Origin of the sequence: Pseudomonas sp. PNPG3 (assembly GCF_023093815.1) — a bacterium.
Classification (GTDB): Bacteria; Pseudomonadota; Gammaproteobacteria; order Pseudomonadales; family Pseudomonadaceae; genus Aquipseudomonas; species Aquipseudomonas asiatica.
Genome location: NZ_JALLKV010000089.1, coordinates 1 through 14,049 on the forward strand (window position 1 = coordinate 1; position 14,049 = coordinate 14,049).

Annotated in this window: 11 protein-coding genes and 1 pseudogene; 7 read left to right on the top strand and 5 right to left on the bottom strand. The window is 63.6% G+C overall.

Annotated features, from left to right (window positions below):
• Window positions 1-457: 457 nt before the first annotated feature.
• On the bottom strand, window positions 458-1,804 hold the full coding sequence (locus MJ643_RS29255) for a 3-deoxy-7-phosphoheptulonate synthase class II (RefSeq protein ID WP_003247094.1): 1,347 nt from the start codon (window positions 1,802-1,804) through the stop codon (window positions 458-460).
• A 116-nt stretch (window positions 1,805-1,920) separates the two neighbouring features.
• Here MJ643_RS29255 and MJ643_RS29260 point away from each other — a divergent pair, with 116 nt between their 5' ends.
• Together MJ643_RS29260 and MJ643_RS29265 are read left to right on the top strand one after the other, a co-directional pair.
• On the top strand, window positions 1,921-2,676 hold the full coding sequence (locus MJ643_RS29260; protein ID WP_015269377.1) for a spermidine synthase: 756 nt from the start codon (window positions 1,921-1,923) through the stop codon (window positions 2,674-2,676).
• 406 nt (window positions 2,677-3,082) lie between these two features.
• Window positions 3,083-4,796, top strand: a pseudogene (locus tag MJ643_RS29265) (DEAD/DEAH box helicase).
• Window positions 4,797-4,949: 153 nt separating this feature from the next.
• Here MJ643_RS29265 and MJ643_RS29270 read toward each other — a convergent pair.
• The gene (locus MJ643_RS29270) at window positions 4,950-5,717 is read right to left on the bottom strand and encodes a class III extradiol ring-cleavage dioxygenase (protein ID WP_023661075.1); all 768 of its coding nucleotides are present in this window, start codon (window positions 5,715-5,717) and stop codon (window positions 4,950-4,952) included.
• 101 nt (window positions 5,718-5,818) lie between these two features.
• Here MJ643_RS29270 and MJ643_RS29275 point away from each other — a divergent pair, with 101 nt between their 5' ends.
• Entirely contained in the window at window positions 5,819-6,469 is a 651-nt protein-coding gene (locus MJ643_RS29275; RefSeq protein WP_031324442.1) for a thiopurine S-methyltransferase, read from the top strand.
• Between the two features lie 170 nt (window positions 6,470-6,639).
• Here MJ643_RS29275 and htpX read toward each other — a convergent pair whose 3' ends face one another.
• Together htpX and MJ643_RS29285 are read right to left on the bottom strand one after the other, a co-directional pair.
• Entirely contained in the window at window positions 6,640-7,527 is an 888-nt protein-coding gene (gene htpX, locus MJ643_RS29280; RefSeq protein WP_023661073.1) for a protease HtpX, read from the bottom strand.
• Window positions 7,528-7,814: 287 nt separating this feature from the next.
• Entirely contained in the window at window positions 7,815-9,026 is a 1,212-nt protein-coding gene (locus MJ643_RS29285) for a pyridoxal phosphate-dependent aminotransferase (RefSeq protein WP_023661072.1), read from the bottom strand.
• A 167-nt stretch (window positions 9,027-9,193) separates the two neighbouring features.
• Between MJ643_RS29285 and msrB the strand changes: the two genes are divergently transcribed.
• Both msrB and MJ643_RS29295 read left to right on the top strand, forming a co-directional pair.
• Window positions 9,194-9,589 carry a peptide-methionine (R)-S-oxide reductase MsrB gene (msrB, locus tag MJ643_RS29290; RefSeq protein ID WP_013971544.1) on the top strand — a complete coding sequence of 132 codons (396 nt, stop codon included), beginning with the start codon at window positions 9,194-9,196 and terminating at the stop codon, window positions 9,587-9,589.
• 13 nt (window positions 9,590-9,602) lie between these two features.
• Complete coding sequence (locus MJ643_RS29295) at window positions 9,603-10,091, top strand: glutathione peroxidase (protein WP_015269382.1); 489 nt, start codon at window positions 9,603-9,605, stop codon at window positions 10,089-10,091.
• On the opposite strand, the gene MJ643_RS29300 is transcribed toward MJ643_RS29295, so the two are convergent.
• Complete coding sequence (locus tag MJ643_RS29300) at window positions 10,081-12,438, bottom strand: response regulator (protein ID WP_024086513.1); 2,358 nt, start codon at window positions 12,436-12,438, stop codon at window positions 10,081-10,083. The two genes, MJ643_RS29295 and MJ643_RS29300, sit on opposite strands and share 11 nt — an antisense overlap.
• Window positions 12,439-12,542: 104 nt before the next feature.
• Here MJ643_RS29300 and MJ643_RS29305 point away from each other — a divergent pair, with 104 nt between their 5' ends.
• Window positions 12,543-13,430, top strand: coding sequence for an ATP-binding protein (locus MJ643_RS29305; protein ID WP_013971547.1), 888 nt, complete (start codon window positions 12,543-12,545; stop codon window positions 13,428-13,430).
• A complete protein-coding gene (locus MJ643_RS29310; protein WP_023661071.1) occupies window positions 13,431-13,913 on the top strand; it encodes a GAF domain-containing protein in 483 nt (160 codons plus the stop codon).
• Window positions 13,914-14,049: the final 136 nt, after the last annotated feature.

Genomic DNA, 14,049 nt, shown 5'->3' on the forward strand with positions numbered 1-14,049 from the left:
CTAAAAGCTAAAAGCTAAAAGCTAAAAGCTAAAAGCTAAAAGCTAAAAGCTAAAAGCCAAAAGCCAAAAGCCAAAAGCCAAAAGCCAAAAGCCAAAGCCCAAAAGCTTAAGCGCCGGTTTTGATAGGGCGAACAGTCCATTTGCGATGGCGACGCTGGCTCACCCTTCCGCCCTTACGGCGGGTCCCTTTTTGTCGTGGCAAAAAGGAACCAAAAACCGTCGGCTCCCATCATCCGGCCCCTACGCTTCGCTCCGGGGTCCCCTCGCTACGGGCCTGCTCCCGGGAGTACGCGCTGCAGGCCCCATCCATGGGGCCTCAGCGCTTGACGGGCATCCATGCCCGTCACCTCCCTCCGCAAGCCCTTCGCTCGGCCTCCTGAAGTCGCAATCGGCGGCGCCTTAACTATCGCGCGCCTAGAAGCAAGATCAAAAGCGAAAAGCGAAAAGCAAAAAGCACTCAGCGCCGCACCTGCTTGAGGGTTTCGGCAATCAGGAACGCCAACTCCAGCGACTGGTCGGCATTCATCCGCGGGTCGCAGTGGGTGTGGTACCGGTCGGACAGCGCATCCTCGGTGATCGGCCGGGCGCCGCCGATGCATTCGGTGACGTTCTGCCCGGTCATCTCGATGTGGATGCCGCCGGCGTGGCTGCCCTCGGCTTGGTGCACCTGGAAGAACTGCTTCACCTCATCCAGGATCTGCGCAAAATCGCGGGTCTTGTAGCCGCTGCTGGCCTTGATGGTGTTGCCATGCATCGGGTCGGAGCTCCACAGCACCTTGCGCCCTTCGCGTTCGACCGTGCGGATCAGCCCCGGCAGGTGGTCGCCGACCTTGCCGGCACCCATGCGCACGATCAGGTTCAGGCGCCCGGGGTCGTTGGCCGGGTTCAGCGTGTCGATCAGGCGGATCAGTTCTTCGGGGTTCATGCTGGGGCCAACCTTGACCCCGATCGGGTTGTGCACGCCGCGCAGGAACTCCACATGGGCTCCGTCCAGCTGGCGGGTGCGGTCGCCGATCCACAGCATGTGCGCCGAGCAGTCGTAGTAGTCGCCGGTCAGGCTGTCCTGGCGCACGAAGGCTTCTTCATAGTTCAGTAGCAGTGCTTCGTGGGCGGTGAAGAAGCTGGTTTCGCGCAGCTGCGGCGCGCTGTCCAGGCCGCAGGCGCGCATGAATGCCAGGGTTTCGTCGATGCGGTTGGCCAGCTGGTGGTACTTGTCGGCCAGCGCCGAGTTGGCGATGAAGTCCAGGTTCCACTTGTGCACCTGGTGCAGGTCGGCGAACCCTCCCTGGGCGAAGGCGCGCAACAGGTTGAGGCTGGCGGTGGCCTGGTGGTAGGCCTGCAGCAGGCGTTCCGGGTCGGGGATGCGGCTTTTCGCGTCGAAGCCGATGCCGTTGACGATGTCGCCACGGTAGGCGGGCAGGGTGATGTCGCCGATGGTTTCATCGCCCGATGAGCGCGGCTTGGCGAATTGCCCGGCCATGCGCCCGACCTTGACCACCGGGCAGCCGGCGGCGAAGGTCATGACAATGGCCATCTGCAGCAGCACCTTGAAGGTGTCGCGGATTTTCGCCGCCGAGAACTCGGCGAAGCTCTCGGCGCAGTCGCCACCCTGCAGCAGGAAGGCGCGGCCTTCGGTGACCTCGGCAAACTGCCGGCGCAGCTCGCGCGCCTCGCCCGCGAACACCAGCGGCGGGTAGCTGGCCAGGGTCTGTTCGACCTTCAGCAGGTGCGCGGCATCGGGGTAGGTCGGTTGCTGCTGGATCGGCAGGGCGCGCCAGCTGTCGGGGCTCCACGGTTGGTTCATCTCGGGCTCGGTCTTGTCGGTTGTAGGCTATGGGTCATGGTAACAGTTGGCGCCGCGCTTGTTGCATCGAGGGTGTTGGCGGACAATGCGCGTTTTTGTGCGGGTAGGTGGTGAGCATGGCGGCGGAACGGGAAGAGCGGCTACTGGCACGGGTGCAGGACGCCTTTGGCGTCATCAGCGTGTATGAAGTCGACGACTACCGCTTTCTGGAATTCGGCGATGCGATCGAGCAGAGCTGCGTGTTCACGGCCGACCCCAGCTGGCTGGAGTACGACTATACCCGCGCCATGCTGGTGGGGGCGCTGTGCCACGAGCAGCCGGAGAGCGCGCTGTTTCTCGGCCTGGGTGCCGGCACGCTGACCCAGGCCTGCATGAAGTTCCTGCCGCTGGACGACATCGAGGCCATCGAACTGCGCCCGGACGTACCGCGCCTGGCCATGGAGTACCTGGGCCTGGATGACGATCCACGGCTGTATGTACGCATCGGCGATGCGCTGGAGCTGTTGCCCACGGCGGAGAAGGCCGACCTGCTGTTCGTCGACCTGTACACCGACCATGGGCCGGGGGTGGGCCACCTGGCGTGGAACTTCCTGGAGAACTGCCAGCAGCAACTGAACCCGGGTGGTTGGCTGGTGATCAACCAGTGGGCCACCGACGACGGCAAGCCGCTGGGCGCGGCGTTGCTGCGCGGGTTGTACCACCGGCATTACTGGGAGCTGCCGGTGAAGGAGGGCAATGTGATCCTGCTGGTGCCGGCGGACCTGGAGCAGACGCTGGACCTGGATGGGCTGAAAGCCCGGGCCCAGGCGCTGGCGCCGCGCCTGGGGTACAGCCTTGAGGGGCTGATCCGCGAGATTCGGCCGGCTACCTGATGAATCTGTGGCGAGGCTGCTGGCCCTATCGCCGGCAAGCCAGCTCCTACACCGACCGCGTTGGCCTCAAGCCATGCGCTGTCCCTGTGGGAGCTGGCTTGCCGGCGATGAGGCCGGTACAGGCAATAAAGAATTATCGATTCAGCTCCAGGTGATTGATGGCCCGACACTGGCCAGGCACACTGAAAATATTCCTCACGTCTGCGCACGATTTCGGGTATAGTACGCGCCGGTCTTTTAGCGGACCGCAAAATCAGGTGGTGCAAACCCTCCGAGTCCAGCTTCGGCTGCACGTCCGCTAGGCGGACTTTCCCACGTTTTCTTTTTCAATCGTTTTCGCAAATCCCCGCCGCCAAAGCTGCCTGGGTGACCTGTCGGTCTTTCATGGCTTGTGCAGCTTTGGAGCATGGGTCTTTGCGGATGCACCTAGAGGCAGACCCATGACCCAGGAAACCGGCGGCTTCGCCGCTCTCGATCTCAATCCGAATATTGTTGCTGCCGTTCTGGCGACCGGCTACGAAGAGCCGTCCGCCATTCAGCAACAATCGATCCCGATCATCCTCGCCGGTCACGACATGATCGGCCAGGCGCAGACTGGCACCGGCAAGACCGCTGCCTTCGCCCTGCCGATCCTCAACAAGATCGATGTGAGCAAGCGCGAACCGCAAGCCCTGATCCTGGCGCCAACCCGTGAGTTGGCGCTGCAAGTTGCTACAGCTTTCGAAACCTACGCCAAGCAGATGCCGGGCGTGAACGTGGTCGCCGTCTACGGTGGTGCCCCGATGGGCCCACAGTTGCGTGCGATCCGCAACGGCGCGCAAATCGTCGTGGCCACCCCTGGCCGTCTGTGCGACCACCTGCGTCGTGACGAAAAAGTCCTGTCGACCGTGCAGTACCTGGTACTGGACGAAGCCGACGAGATGCTCAAGCTGGGCTTTATGGACGACCTCGAAGTGATCTTCGATGCCATCCCGGCCAGCCGCCAGACCGTGCTGTTCTCCGCCACCTTGCCGTCGTCGATCCGCTCGATCGCCGAACGCCACCTGCGCGAGCCCAAGCACGTCAAGATCCAGAGCAAGACCCAGACCGTTACCGCGATCGAGCAGGCCCACCTGATGGTCCACGCCGACCAGAAGATCCCGGCTGTGCTGCGTCTGCTGGAAGTGGAAGAGTTCGACGCGCTGATCGCCTTCGTGCGTACCAAGCAAGCCACCCTGGACCTGGCCTCCGCGCTGGAAGCCAAGGGTTACAAGGCTGCCGCGCTGAACGGCGACATCGCCCAGAACCAGCGTGAGCGCGTGATCGACTCGCTCAAGGATGGCCGCCTGGACATCGTTGTCGCTACCGACGTCGCTGCCCGTGGCCTGGACGTACCGCGCATCACTCACGTGTTCAACGTCGACATGCCGTACGACCCGGAGTCCTACGTACACCGTATCGGCCGTACCGGCCGTGCCGGTCGCGATGGCCGTGCACTGCTGCTGGTCACCCCGCGTGAGCGCCGCATGCTGCAGGTGATCGAGCGCGTAACCGGGCAGAAAGTTGCCGAAGCCCGCCTGCCGAATGCCCAGGCCGTGCTGGATGCCCGCATCAAGAAGCTGACCTCGAGCCTGGCGCCGCTGGTTGCCGAAGCAGAAGCCACCCACGGTGAGCTGTTCGACCGCCTGACCGCCGACCTGGGTTGCAGCGCGCGTGCCCTGGCTGCTGCCCTGCTGCGCAAGGCCACCAATGGCCAGGCGCTGGACCTGGCTGCGGTAGAGCGTGAGCAGCCGCTGGTGCCGAGCTTCGCCCCGCGTGGTGAGCGTACCGAGCGTGGTGAGCGTGGCGAGCGCTCGGAGCGTGGTGACCGCGAGCGCCGTGCGCCGATGCCGCTGGCCGAAGGCCGCGTGCGTTGCCGTACTGCCCTGGGTGCCCGTGACGGCATCGCTGCCAAGAACCTGCTGGGCGCGATCCTCAACGAGGGTGGTCTGGCTCGTGACGCCATCGGCCGCATCCAGGTGCGCGACAGCTTCAGCCTGGTCGAGCTGCCGGAAGATGGCCTGGAGAAGCTGCTGTCCAAGCTCAAGGACACCCGCGTGGCTGGCAAGCAGCTGAAGCTGCGTCGCTACCGCGAGGATTGATCCTGGCGCAATGAAAAAATCCCCGGCTTTGGCTGGGGATTTTTTTTTGCCTGTGCCGGCCTCTTCGCGGGCTTGCCCGCTCCCACAGGTGCATCACAGCTCTCAAGGCCTGTGGAGGACCTGTGGGAGCGGGCAAGCCCGCGAAGAGGCCCTTCAGTCGAACCGATAAATGTCCATCCCCAACGCCCCCAGGGTAAACCCCTGGTGCACCACCCCGAACTTGCCGCCAGCCCCCAGTGCAAAGAACAGCGGCAGGAAATGCTCATCACTGGGATGGTTACGCACCGCAAACGGCGCCTGCTGCCGATAACCCAGCAACGCTTCCTGGTCATTCGCCCGCAGCTTTTCCACCACCCAATCCCTGAACGCCAGTGCCCAAGGCTCGATCACATCCGGCCCGGCATGCCAGTCCAGTTCGCCCAGGTTGTGGGTAATGCTGCCCGAACCGATCAACAGCACGCCCTGGTCGCGCAAACCCGCCAGCGCCTGGCCTACCTTGACCTGCAGCGTCGGCCCCATGTGGCTGGGCAGTGAAACCTGCACCACCGGAATATTCGCATCCGGGTACATCAGCGACAGCGGTACCCAGGCACCATGGTCGAACGGCCGCTGCGCGTCCAGCCGGGCTGTCAGCCCGGCAGCCTGCAGCAATTCGCTGACCTGGCCGGCAAGGGTGGGGTCACCCGGCGCCGGGTACTGAACCGCATACAGCGCCGGTGGGAAGCCGTAGAAGTCATGCCAGGTCTCTGGTTGTGCGCTGCCGGTAACCAGCAGTTCGCGGCTTTCCCAGTGCGCCGACACCACCACGATCGCTTTCGGCCGGGGCAGGGCGTTGGCAAGCCCTGCCAGCGCAGGCCCGCTGGCGCCGGGTTGCAGGGCAAGCATGGGAGAACCATGAGAAATGAACAGGCTGGGCAGCATGGCGGGGTCCTGACGGTTAAGATGCAATCATCTTCGATCAACTACAGATCGAAATCCAAACCAACTTTTACCGACAAACCATCTAAAAATCAGGAGTGATCATGGAGCCAGCGTTCTGGCAGCAGCGGTGGGCCGACAACCAGATCGGCTTTCACCAGGCACAGGTGAACCCCTATCTGCAGAGGTACTGGCCAACGCTTGGCCTGGCGCCGGGCAGCCGCGTGCTGGTGCCGTTGTGCGGCAAGAGCCTGGACCTGGCCTGGCTGGCCGGGCAGGGGTATCGCGTGTTGGGCGTAGAGTTGTCGCGGCAAGCGGTGGAGGCATTCTTTCGTGAGCATGGGCTTGAAGCCGAGGTGCAACAGCGCGGGGTTTTCGAAGTTTGGCGCAGTGGTGACGTTGAGCTCTGGTGTGGGGATTTCTTTGCGTTGAAGGTCGAGGATATTGGCGATTGCGCGGGGCTGTATGACCGGGCGGCGTTGATTGCCTTGCCGCCGCAGATGCGTGTGGCTTACATGCAGCTGTTGTCGGGCTTGCTGCCGGCGGGTTGCCAGGGGTTGGTGGTGACTCTGGATTATGACCAGGCTTTGCTGGACGGACCGCCGTTTTCGGTCGGGGATGAAGAGCTGCGGCAGGGGTTTACCGGGTGGCAGGTGGATGAGCTGGAGGCTGTGGAGGTGATTGAAGAAAGCCCGAAGTTTTTGCAGGCCGGGGTGTCGAGCTTGTTGGAGCGGGTTTACCGGGTCAGCCGCTGAGAGGTGTGTAGCCTGCACCGGCCCTTTCGCGGGTGAACCCGCTCCCACAGGTACTGCACAATCCTCAAGGTGTGTGGTGAACCTGTGGGAGCGGGTTTGCCCGCGAAGAGGGCGGCACAGGTGTACAAAAAAAGGGCGACCGAAGTCGCCCTTTTGTTTTACCGGTTGGATCAACCGCGACGGCGCAGGGCCTCGATACGGTCTTCCAGCGGCGGGTGGCTCATCAGCAGCCCGGCCAGGCCGTGCTTCAGGCCACCATTGATGCCGAAGGCCTTCAGGGTGTCGGGCATGTGCACCGGCAGGCCTTGCTCCACGCGCAGGCGCTGCAGGGCGCCGATCATTGCTGCGGTACCGGCCAGCTGTGCACCGGCTTCGTCGGCGCGGTATTCGCGGCGGCGCGAGAACCACATCACGATCATGCTGGCCAGAATGCCCAGGATCAGCTCGGCAACGATGGTCGCCACGTAGTAGGCAATGCCCTGGCCTTCTTCGTTCTTGAAGATCACCTTGTCGACGAAGTTGCCGATGATGCGCGCGAAGAACATCACGAAGGTGTTCACCACGCCTTGCACCAGCGCCAGGGTGACCATGTCGCCGTTGGCCACGTGGCCGATCTCGTGGGCCAGCACTGCGCGCACTTCATCGGGCGAGAAACGCTCCAGCAGGCCCTGGGACACGGCGACCAGCGCGTCGTTGCGGTTCCAGCCGGTGGCGAAGGCGTTGGCCTCGTACGCCGGGAAGATACCAACCTCGGGCATCTTGATGCCCGCTTCACGGGACAGCTCTTCCACCGTTTGCAGCAGCCACTGTTCGTGGCGGGTGCGCGGCTGGCTGATGATCTGGGTGCCGGTGGTCATCTTCGCCATCCACTTGGAGATGAACAGCGAGACGAGGGAGCCGGCAAAGCCGAACACGGCGCAGAACACCAGCAGGCTGCTGAGGTTCAGGTCGACCCCGTTGGCGGCCATGAACCCGTTGAAACCGAACAGGCTCAGGGTAATGCTTGCAACCAGCACCACCGCGAGGTTGGTGGCTACAAACAACAGAATGCGCATCATGGTTGTTACGTTCTCCTGACGGATGAGTTGTCGCTTACTGCGGGGTATATAAGGGGCCGGCCGTGCCGATTCAATCGGGCGACTATTTCAAACTGTGTACGGCGGAGTATGGCAGAGGATGGCGCGGGGGCTGTGGGATAGAGCGTTGCAGGATGTAAGAAACATTCCATGGAGTTTTTGGGGCTGCGTTGCAGCCCATCGCCGGCAAGCCAGCTCCCAGGGACCCCACAATCTTCAGGCCTGTGGAGATCCTGTGGGAGCTGGCTTGCCGGCGATGAGGCCGGTACTTACTGCGAATAAGTCCGCAGGAAGTTGCCGATCCGGCCAATCGCCGCCTCCAGGTCATCCACCCGCGGCAAGGTGACCACGCGGAAGTGGTCCGGCCACGGCCAGTTGAACGCTGTACCTTGAACGATCAGCAGCTTTTCCGACAGCAGCAGGTCGAGCACGAACTTCTCGTCGTTGTGGATCGGGCAAACCTTCGGGTCGATCTTCGGGAATGCATACAGCGCACCCATCGGCTTCACGCAGCTAACGCCCGGGATGTCGTTCAGCAACTCGTAGGTGCGGTTGCGCTGCTCCAGCAGGCGGCCGGGCGGCAGCACCAGGTCGTTGATGCTCTGGTAACCGCCCAGCGCGGTCTGGATGGCATGCTGGGCCGGCACGTTGGCGCACAGGCGCATGTTGGCCAGCATGTCGATGCCTTCGATGTAGCTTTGCGCGTGGTGCTTGGGCCCGGAGATGATCAGCCAGCCGGAACGGAAGCCCGCCACCCGGTACGACTTGGACAGGCCGTTGAAGGTCAGGCACAGCAGGTCGGGGGCCAGCGAGGCGGTGCTGATGTGCACGGCTTCGTCGTACAGGATCTTGTCGTAGATCTCGTCGGAGAACACCACCAGGTTGTGCTGGCGGGCCAGTTCCAGCATGCCCAGCAGCAGCTCTTTGGAGTACACCGCGCCGGTCGGGTTGTTCGGGTTGATGATCACCAGGGCCTTGGTGTTCGGGGTGATCTTGGCCTTGATGTCCTCAAGGTCTGGGAACCAGTCGGCCTGCTCGTCGCACAGGTAGTGCACCGGCTTGCCGCCGGCCAGGCTCACGGCGGCGGTCCACAGCGGGTAGTCGGGGGCAGGGATCAGCACTTCATCGCCGTTGTTGAGCAGCGCCTGCATCGACATCACAATCAGCTCGGACACACCATTACCCAGGTAGATGTCCTCGATGCCGACGCCTTCGATCTGCTTCTGCTGGCAATACTGCATCACCGCCTTGCGCGCGCTGAACAGGCCTTTGGAGTCGCTGTAGCCCTGCGCGGTGGGCAGGTTGCGGATCACATCCTGGAGGATTTCGTCAGGCGCCTCGAAGCCAAACGGCGCCGGGTTGCCGATGTTCAGCTTGAGGATGCGGTGGCCTTCCTCTTCCAGGCGCTTGGCGTGCTTGAGCACTGGGCCGCGAATGTCGTAGCAGACATTGGCGAGCTTGTTCGATTTGCTGAACTGCATGATGGGATCCCGATTGAGAAAACGCGCTACGCCCCGCCGAAAGGTTTGAAAGGGCAGGAAGCGGGTGCCAGACTGAACGCCTGGCACACGAAGCCAACTAATATACGTGCCACCCGCGCCCCGGAAAAGACGGTGCGCAGTGAAATTCAGCCTGCCGAGGTCCCTACATGCAAAAGATCGTGAAAACCCTGGAACAATGGCAGTCGATGCTCGACCCCGAGCAGTATCAGGTATGCCGCCTCAAGGGTACCGAGCGGCCGTTCAGCGGCAAGTACAACAGCGAGCGCCGCGACGGCATCTACCACTGCATCTGCTGCGGCCTGCCGCTGTTCGATGCGCAGACCAAGTTCGATTCCGGCTGCGGCTGGCCGAGCTTCTACGCACCCATCGAGGAAGCCGCGATGATCGAGATTCGCGACACCTCCCACGGCATGATCCGCACCGAAGTCACCTGTGCCCGCTGCGATGCGCACCTGGGCCACGTGTTCCCCGATGGCCCGCCACCGACCGGCCTGCGCTACTGCATCAACTCGGTGTGCATCGACCTGCGCCCGCGCGACTGACCGGAGCCCGACCATGGCTGGATCGATACTGGACATCCCCTGCGTGACCCTGGGCGGCGAGCACAAGAAGCTCGGCGACTTCCCCGGCAAGGCGCTGCTGGTGGTCAATACCGCCAGCCAGTGCGGCTTTACCCCGCAGTACAAGGGCCTGGAGCAACTGTGGCAGGCTTATCGCGCGCGTGGCCTGGTGGTGCTGGGCTTCCCCTGCAACCAGTTCGGCAAGCAGGAGCCGGGCGATGCACGGGAAATTGCCCAGTTCTGCGAGCGCAATTTCGGCGTGAGCTTCCCGCTGTTCCGCAAGGTCGAGGTCAACGGCCCCGGCAGCCATCCGCTGTTCGTCGAACTCAAGCAGCGCGCGCCGGGCATTCTGGGCAGCCAGAAGATCAAGTGGAACTTCACCAAGTTCCTGGTCGACCCGGCCTCTGGCCAGGTAACGCGCTACGCCCCCACCACCAAGCCGCAGGCCCTGGAAGCGGACATCGAGCGCCTGCTCAGCCGTTGACCGGCACCCAGTGGTCGACCAGCGCCAGCAACTCTTCACGGCGGAACGGTTTGGCCAGGTAGTCGTTCATGCCGGCTGCCCGGCAGCGCTCGCGCTCTTCGGGCATGGCGTTGGCGGTGAGGGCGACGATTGGCAGGTCGGGCCAGCGACCGCTTTGGCGGATACGCCGGCTGGCCTCGTAGCCGTCCATCACCGGCATGTTGCAGTCCATCAGGACCAGGTCGAACTCGTCCTGTTCCAGTAGCTCCAGGGCCTCGGCGCCTTGGGTGGCCAGCTGTACCTGGCAGCCGAGCTTGGCCAGCATGCCCTTGGCCACCAGCTGGTTTACCGGGTTGTCCTCCACCAGCAAGATGCGCGCGCGGCCTTGGTCCAGGGTGATGGCCGGGGTAGCCAGCGGGTGTTCGGGCTCATGGCCCTGCAAGGTGCGGCGCAAGGTCTGGTACAGGGCGTTGCGCGCCAGCGGCCGGGCCAGTTGGTGCAGGGGGGCGAGGGCGACCGACTGTTCGCTGGGCAGGAAGTTGCCGTAGGCGGTCACCAGCAAGATCGGTGTTTTCAATGCCGGGCGCAGTTCGAACAGGTGGTCCAGGCTGTCGGTGATCAGCAGGTCGATGGCCGTGGCGTCGAGCCCCGCGCAGCTGTCATGGTGCTGGTAGGCAAGGCCCCAGGCAGGCAGCAGGTCCTGCAATAGTTCATCGAGCCCGCTGCCGGCCGTGCTCAGCGCCGCCACGCGCCCGTGCAACGGTGCTGGCGCAATGGCTTCGGTGTGCACGGCCAGTGGCAGTTCGGCGGTGAAGCGGCTGCCGAAGCCAGGGTCGGACTTGATGTGCAGGTGGCCCTGCATGGCCTTGCACAGGTTGCGTGTCAGCGCCAGGCCCAGGCCGGTGCCGCCGTACTGGCGGGTGATGCCGGCGCCGGCCTGGGTGAATGGCTGGAAGATCCGTGCCTGGGCTTCTTCGGGGATGCCGATGCCGGTGTCGCGCACTTCCAGGCGCACACCGCCGACGATGGTCGACAGGCGCACATCCACGCGGCCGAAGCGGGTGAACTTGAGGGCGTTGGACAGCAGGTTGCTGACGATCTGCCGTACCCGCGTGGGGTCGCCAAGCACGCTGCTGGGGAAGTCGCGGGCGATCAGGCAGGTCAGCTCCACGCTTTGCGCGGTGTTCTGCGACAGCAGGTTGGCAGTGTCCTCGACCATCGAGCCCATGTCGAACGGAATGCGCTCCAGCTCCAGTTGGCCGGCATCGAACTTGGACAGGTCGAGAATATCGTTGAGCAACTCCACCAGCACCTTGCCCGAGTCATGGGCAATCGCCAGCTGCTGGCGTTGCTCGCTGGGCAGCGGGCTGTCCAGGGCAAGGGCGATCATGCCGAGCATGCCGTTGAGCGGGGTACGGATTTCGTGGCTCATGTTGGCGAGGAAGGCGGCGCGCGCCTGGGCCATGTCCAGCGCCCGGCGGCGGGCTTCTTCCAGCTCCTGGTTGGACAGGCTCAGACTGCTGTTGCTGGCCTTCAGTTCGTTGGTGCGTGCCGAGACGATATCTTCCAGCTCGTTGAGGTACTGGGTCAGGCGGTTTTCCGCGGTGCGACGCTGATCGATCTCGGTGGCCATGCTGACGAACTGCTGGTTGGCGACCCTTACCAGTACGCCGATTTCGTCATGTTCATGTCCGGGTGGGCATTGCAGGCGGGTTTGCGTGGGTTTGCGCGGGTCGCTGCCGCTGAGCGCACCAATTACCGTCACCAGCGGCTTGGTCAGCATCATGTAGAACAGCGCCAGGAGGATGCCGGTCAGCACCAGGCTACGGGCGAAGCCGTTGAGCAGGGTGATCCCGGCACGGTCGAGAAAGCGGCTGCCGAAGGCGTAGGTGTCCACCTCCAGGTAGAGGGTGCCGAGGTTTTCCTCGGGCATGTGAGTCAGATACAGGCGTTCCTTGAACTGGCGCTGATCGCCGAACAGGAAGTCGCTGAGTGGCCGGTAGCGGTCCTCCAGGCGCGGTCGTTCGACGTCGGCCAGTACCGTTTCGTTGTTGTCGATCAGCCGCGCACGGATGATGGCCGGCGACTCCAGCAGGCCGCGAGTCAGCTCCAGCGCCAGTTCCGAGTCGATGTTGTAGGCGATGCGCGAGGCCGGGTTGTGGCTGATTTGCAGCAAGGCGCGCACTTCACGGTTGATGGACGCGTCTTCGCTGGCATAATCGATGCCGATCTGGATGAGACTGAGCAATGTTCCCAGGATGAAGCCGACCAGGACTGTCAACCGGGCTTGCTTGTATGACAGGCGATTGGTGAACTTGATATCCATGTGTCCCGAGCCGGTTTCACGTCCCTTGCGCTGCGCAAGCATAGCCGAATAGCCCCGGCTGCTGGTGGGTCTGTCTGTTCATTTCAGTTGATTGCCAAGCGGGGGCGCACAGCGGCCCCAAAAAACTGAAATTCGTAGGAGTCGTCATGGACGCTCGCTTGATTGCTTTCCTGGACCGCGCCGAATCGGTACTGGCCCGCCTCGAACCCCTGTTGCCGGCCCAGCGCCCGAACATCGACTGGGCCACTACCCTGGCCGCGCGCTGGCAGCGCGATGGCCGCAGCGGCTACCTGCTGCCACTGGAAGTCAGCCTGGACATTCGCCTCAGCGACCTTATCGGTGTCGACCAGCAGCGTGACCAGTTGGGCCGCAACACCCATCAGTTCATCAACGGCATGCCGGCCAACCATGCACTGCTGTGGGGCTCGCGTGGCACCGGCAAGTCGTCGCTGGTACGTGCCCTGCTGGCCGAGCACGCGGGTGCCGGCCTGCGCCTGATCGAAATCGAACGCGACCACCTGGCCGACCTGCCACGGGTGGTCGAGCAGCTGCAGAAGCTGCCGCAGCGCTTCATCCTGTTCTGCGACGACCTGTCGTTCGAAGCCGGGGAGGGCGACTACCGGGTGCTCAAGAGCGTGCTCGACGGCTCGCTCGAGCAGGCCCCCGACAACGTGCTGCTGTACGCCACCTCCAACCGCCGCCACCTGGTGCCGGAAAAGGAGAGCGACAACGAGAACTGGAAGCGCGTGGACGGCGAACTGCACCCCAGTGAAGCGGTGGAAGACAAGATTGCCCTGTCCGACCGTTTTGGCCTGTGGCTGTCGTTCTACCCCTTCACCCAGGAACACTTCCTGAACGTGGTCGAGCACTGGATCGGCCAGCTCGCGCAGACTGCCGGCCTGGCCTGGCAGCGCAGCGAAGAACTCGACATCCTCGCCGTGCGCTGGGCCACCGGCCGCGGTAACCGTAATGGCCGTTGTGCCTATCAGTTCGCCCGCTACTGGGTCGGGCTGCAATTGCTGGAGCAAAAGTAAATGATCGACCTCAATGCCAGTGGCGCCGGCCTCGACGGCTACAACCTGCTGGCGGCGCAAGTGCAGGCGCTGTTTGCCGACGAGCGTGACTTCATCGCCAATGCCGCGCAGTTTTCGGCGTTTCTCTATAACCAGGTGGACGACCTGAACTGGGCGGGGTTCTACCTCAACCGCAACGAAGAACTGGTGCTGGGCCCGTTCCAGGGCCAGGTGGCGTGCGTGCGCATCCCGTTCAGCAAGGGCGTGTGCGGAGCGGCAGCGGCCACCCGGCAGACCCAGCGGATAGAGGACGTGCATGCGTTTCCGGGGCACATTGCCTGTGACAGTGCGTCCAACAGCGAGCTGGTGATCCCGCTGGTGAAGGAGGGCAGGTTGATTGGTGTGCTGGACCTGGACAGCCCGAAGCTTGGGCGCTTCAGTGAGGCGGATCAGGTGGGGCTGGAGCGGTTGGCGGCGATTTTTCTGGAGTTGACCGACTGCTGATGGTCGCTGCCTGTACCGGCCTCGTCGCGGCTAAAGCCGCTCCTACAAGGATCGCACCAAGCCTGAGGGCGATGCGGTCCCTGGACTGCCCCCGAAAAGTTGGACAGTTTTAGCCAGTGGCCTGAGTCCTGTAGCT

Excerpts from the sequence above, each read along its gene's own strand:
- msrB (WP_013971544.1), top strand. The coding sequence starts at position 9,194 with ATGCAAAAGATCGTGAAAACCCTGGAACAATGGCAGTCGATGCTCGAC.
- MJ643_RS29305 (WP_013971547.1), top strand. The coding sequence starts at position 12,543 with ATGGACGCTCGCTTGATTGCTTTCCTGGACCGCGCCGAATCGGTACTG.
- MJ643_RS29260 (WP_015269377.1), top strand. The coding sequence starts at position 1,921 with ATGGCGGCGGAACGGGAAGAGCGGCTACTGGCACGGGTGCAGGACGCC.
- MJ643_RS29300 (WP_024086513.1), bottom strand. The coding sequence starts at position 12,438 with ATGCTTGCGCAGCGCAAGGGACGTGAAACCGGCTCGGGACACATGGAT.
- MJ643_RS29270 (WP_023661075.1), bottom strand. The coding sequence starts at position 5,717 with ATGCTGCCCAGCCTGTTCATTTCTCATGGTTCTCCCATGCTTGCCCTG.
- htpX (WP_023661073.1), bottom strand. The coding sequence starts at position 7,527 with ATGATGCGCATTCTGTTGTTTGTAGCCACCAACCTCGCGGTGGTGCTG.
- MJ643_RS29275 (WP_031324442.1), top strand. The coding sequence starts at position 5,819 with ATGGAGCCAGCGTTCTGGCAGCAGCGGTGGGCCGACAACCAGATCGGC.
- MJ643_RS29295 (WP_015269382.1), top strand. The coding sequence starts at position 9,603 with ATGGCTGGATCGATACTGGACATCCCCTGCGTGACCCTGGGCGGCGAG.
- MJ643_RS29255 (WP_003247094.1), bottom strand. The coding sequence starts at position 1,804 with ATGAACCAACCGTGGAGCCCCGACAGCTGGCGCGCCCTGCCGATCCAG.
- MJ643_RS29310 (WP_023661071.1), top strand. The coding sequence starts at position 13,431 with ATGATCGACCTCAATGCCAGTGGCGCCGGCCTCGACGGCTACAACCTG.
- MJ643_RS29285 (WP_023661072.1), bottom strand. The coding sequence starts at position 9,026 with ATGCAGTTCAGCAAATCGAACAAGCTCGCCAATGTCTGCTACGACATT.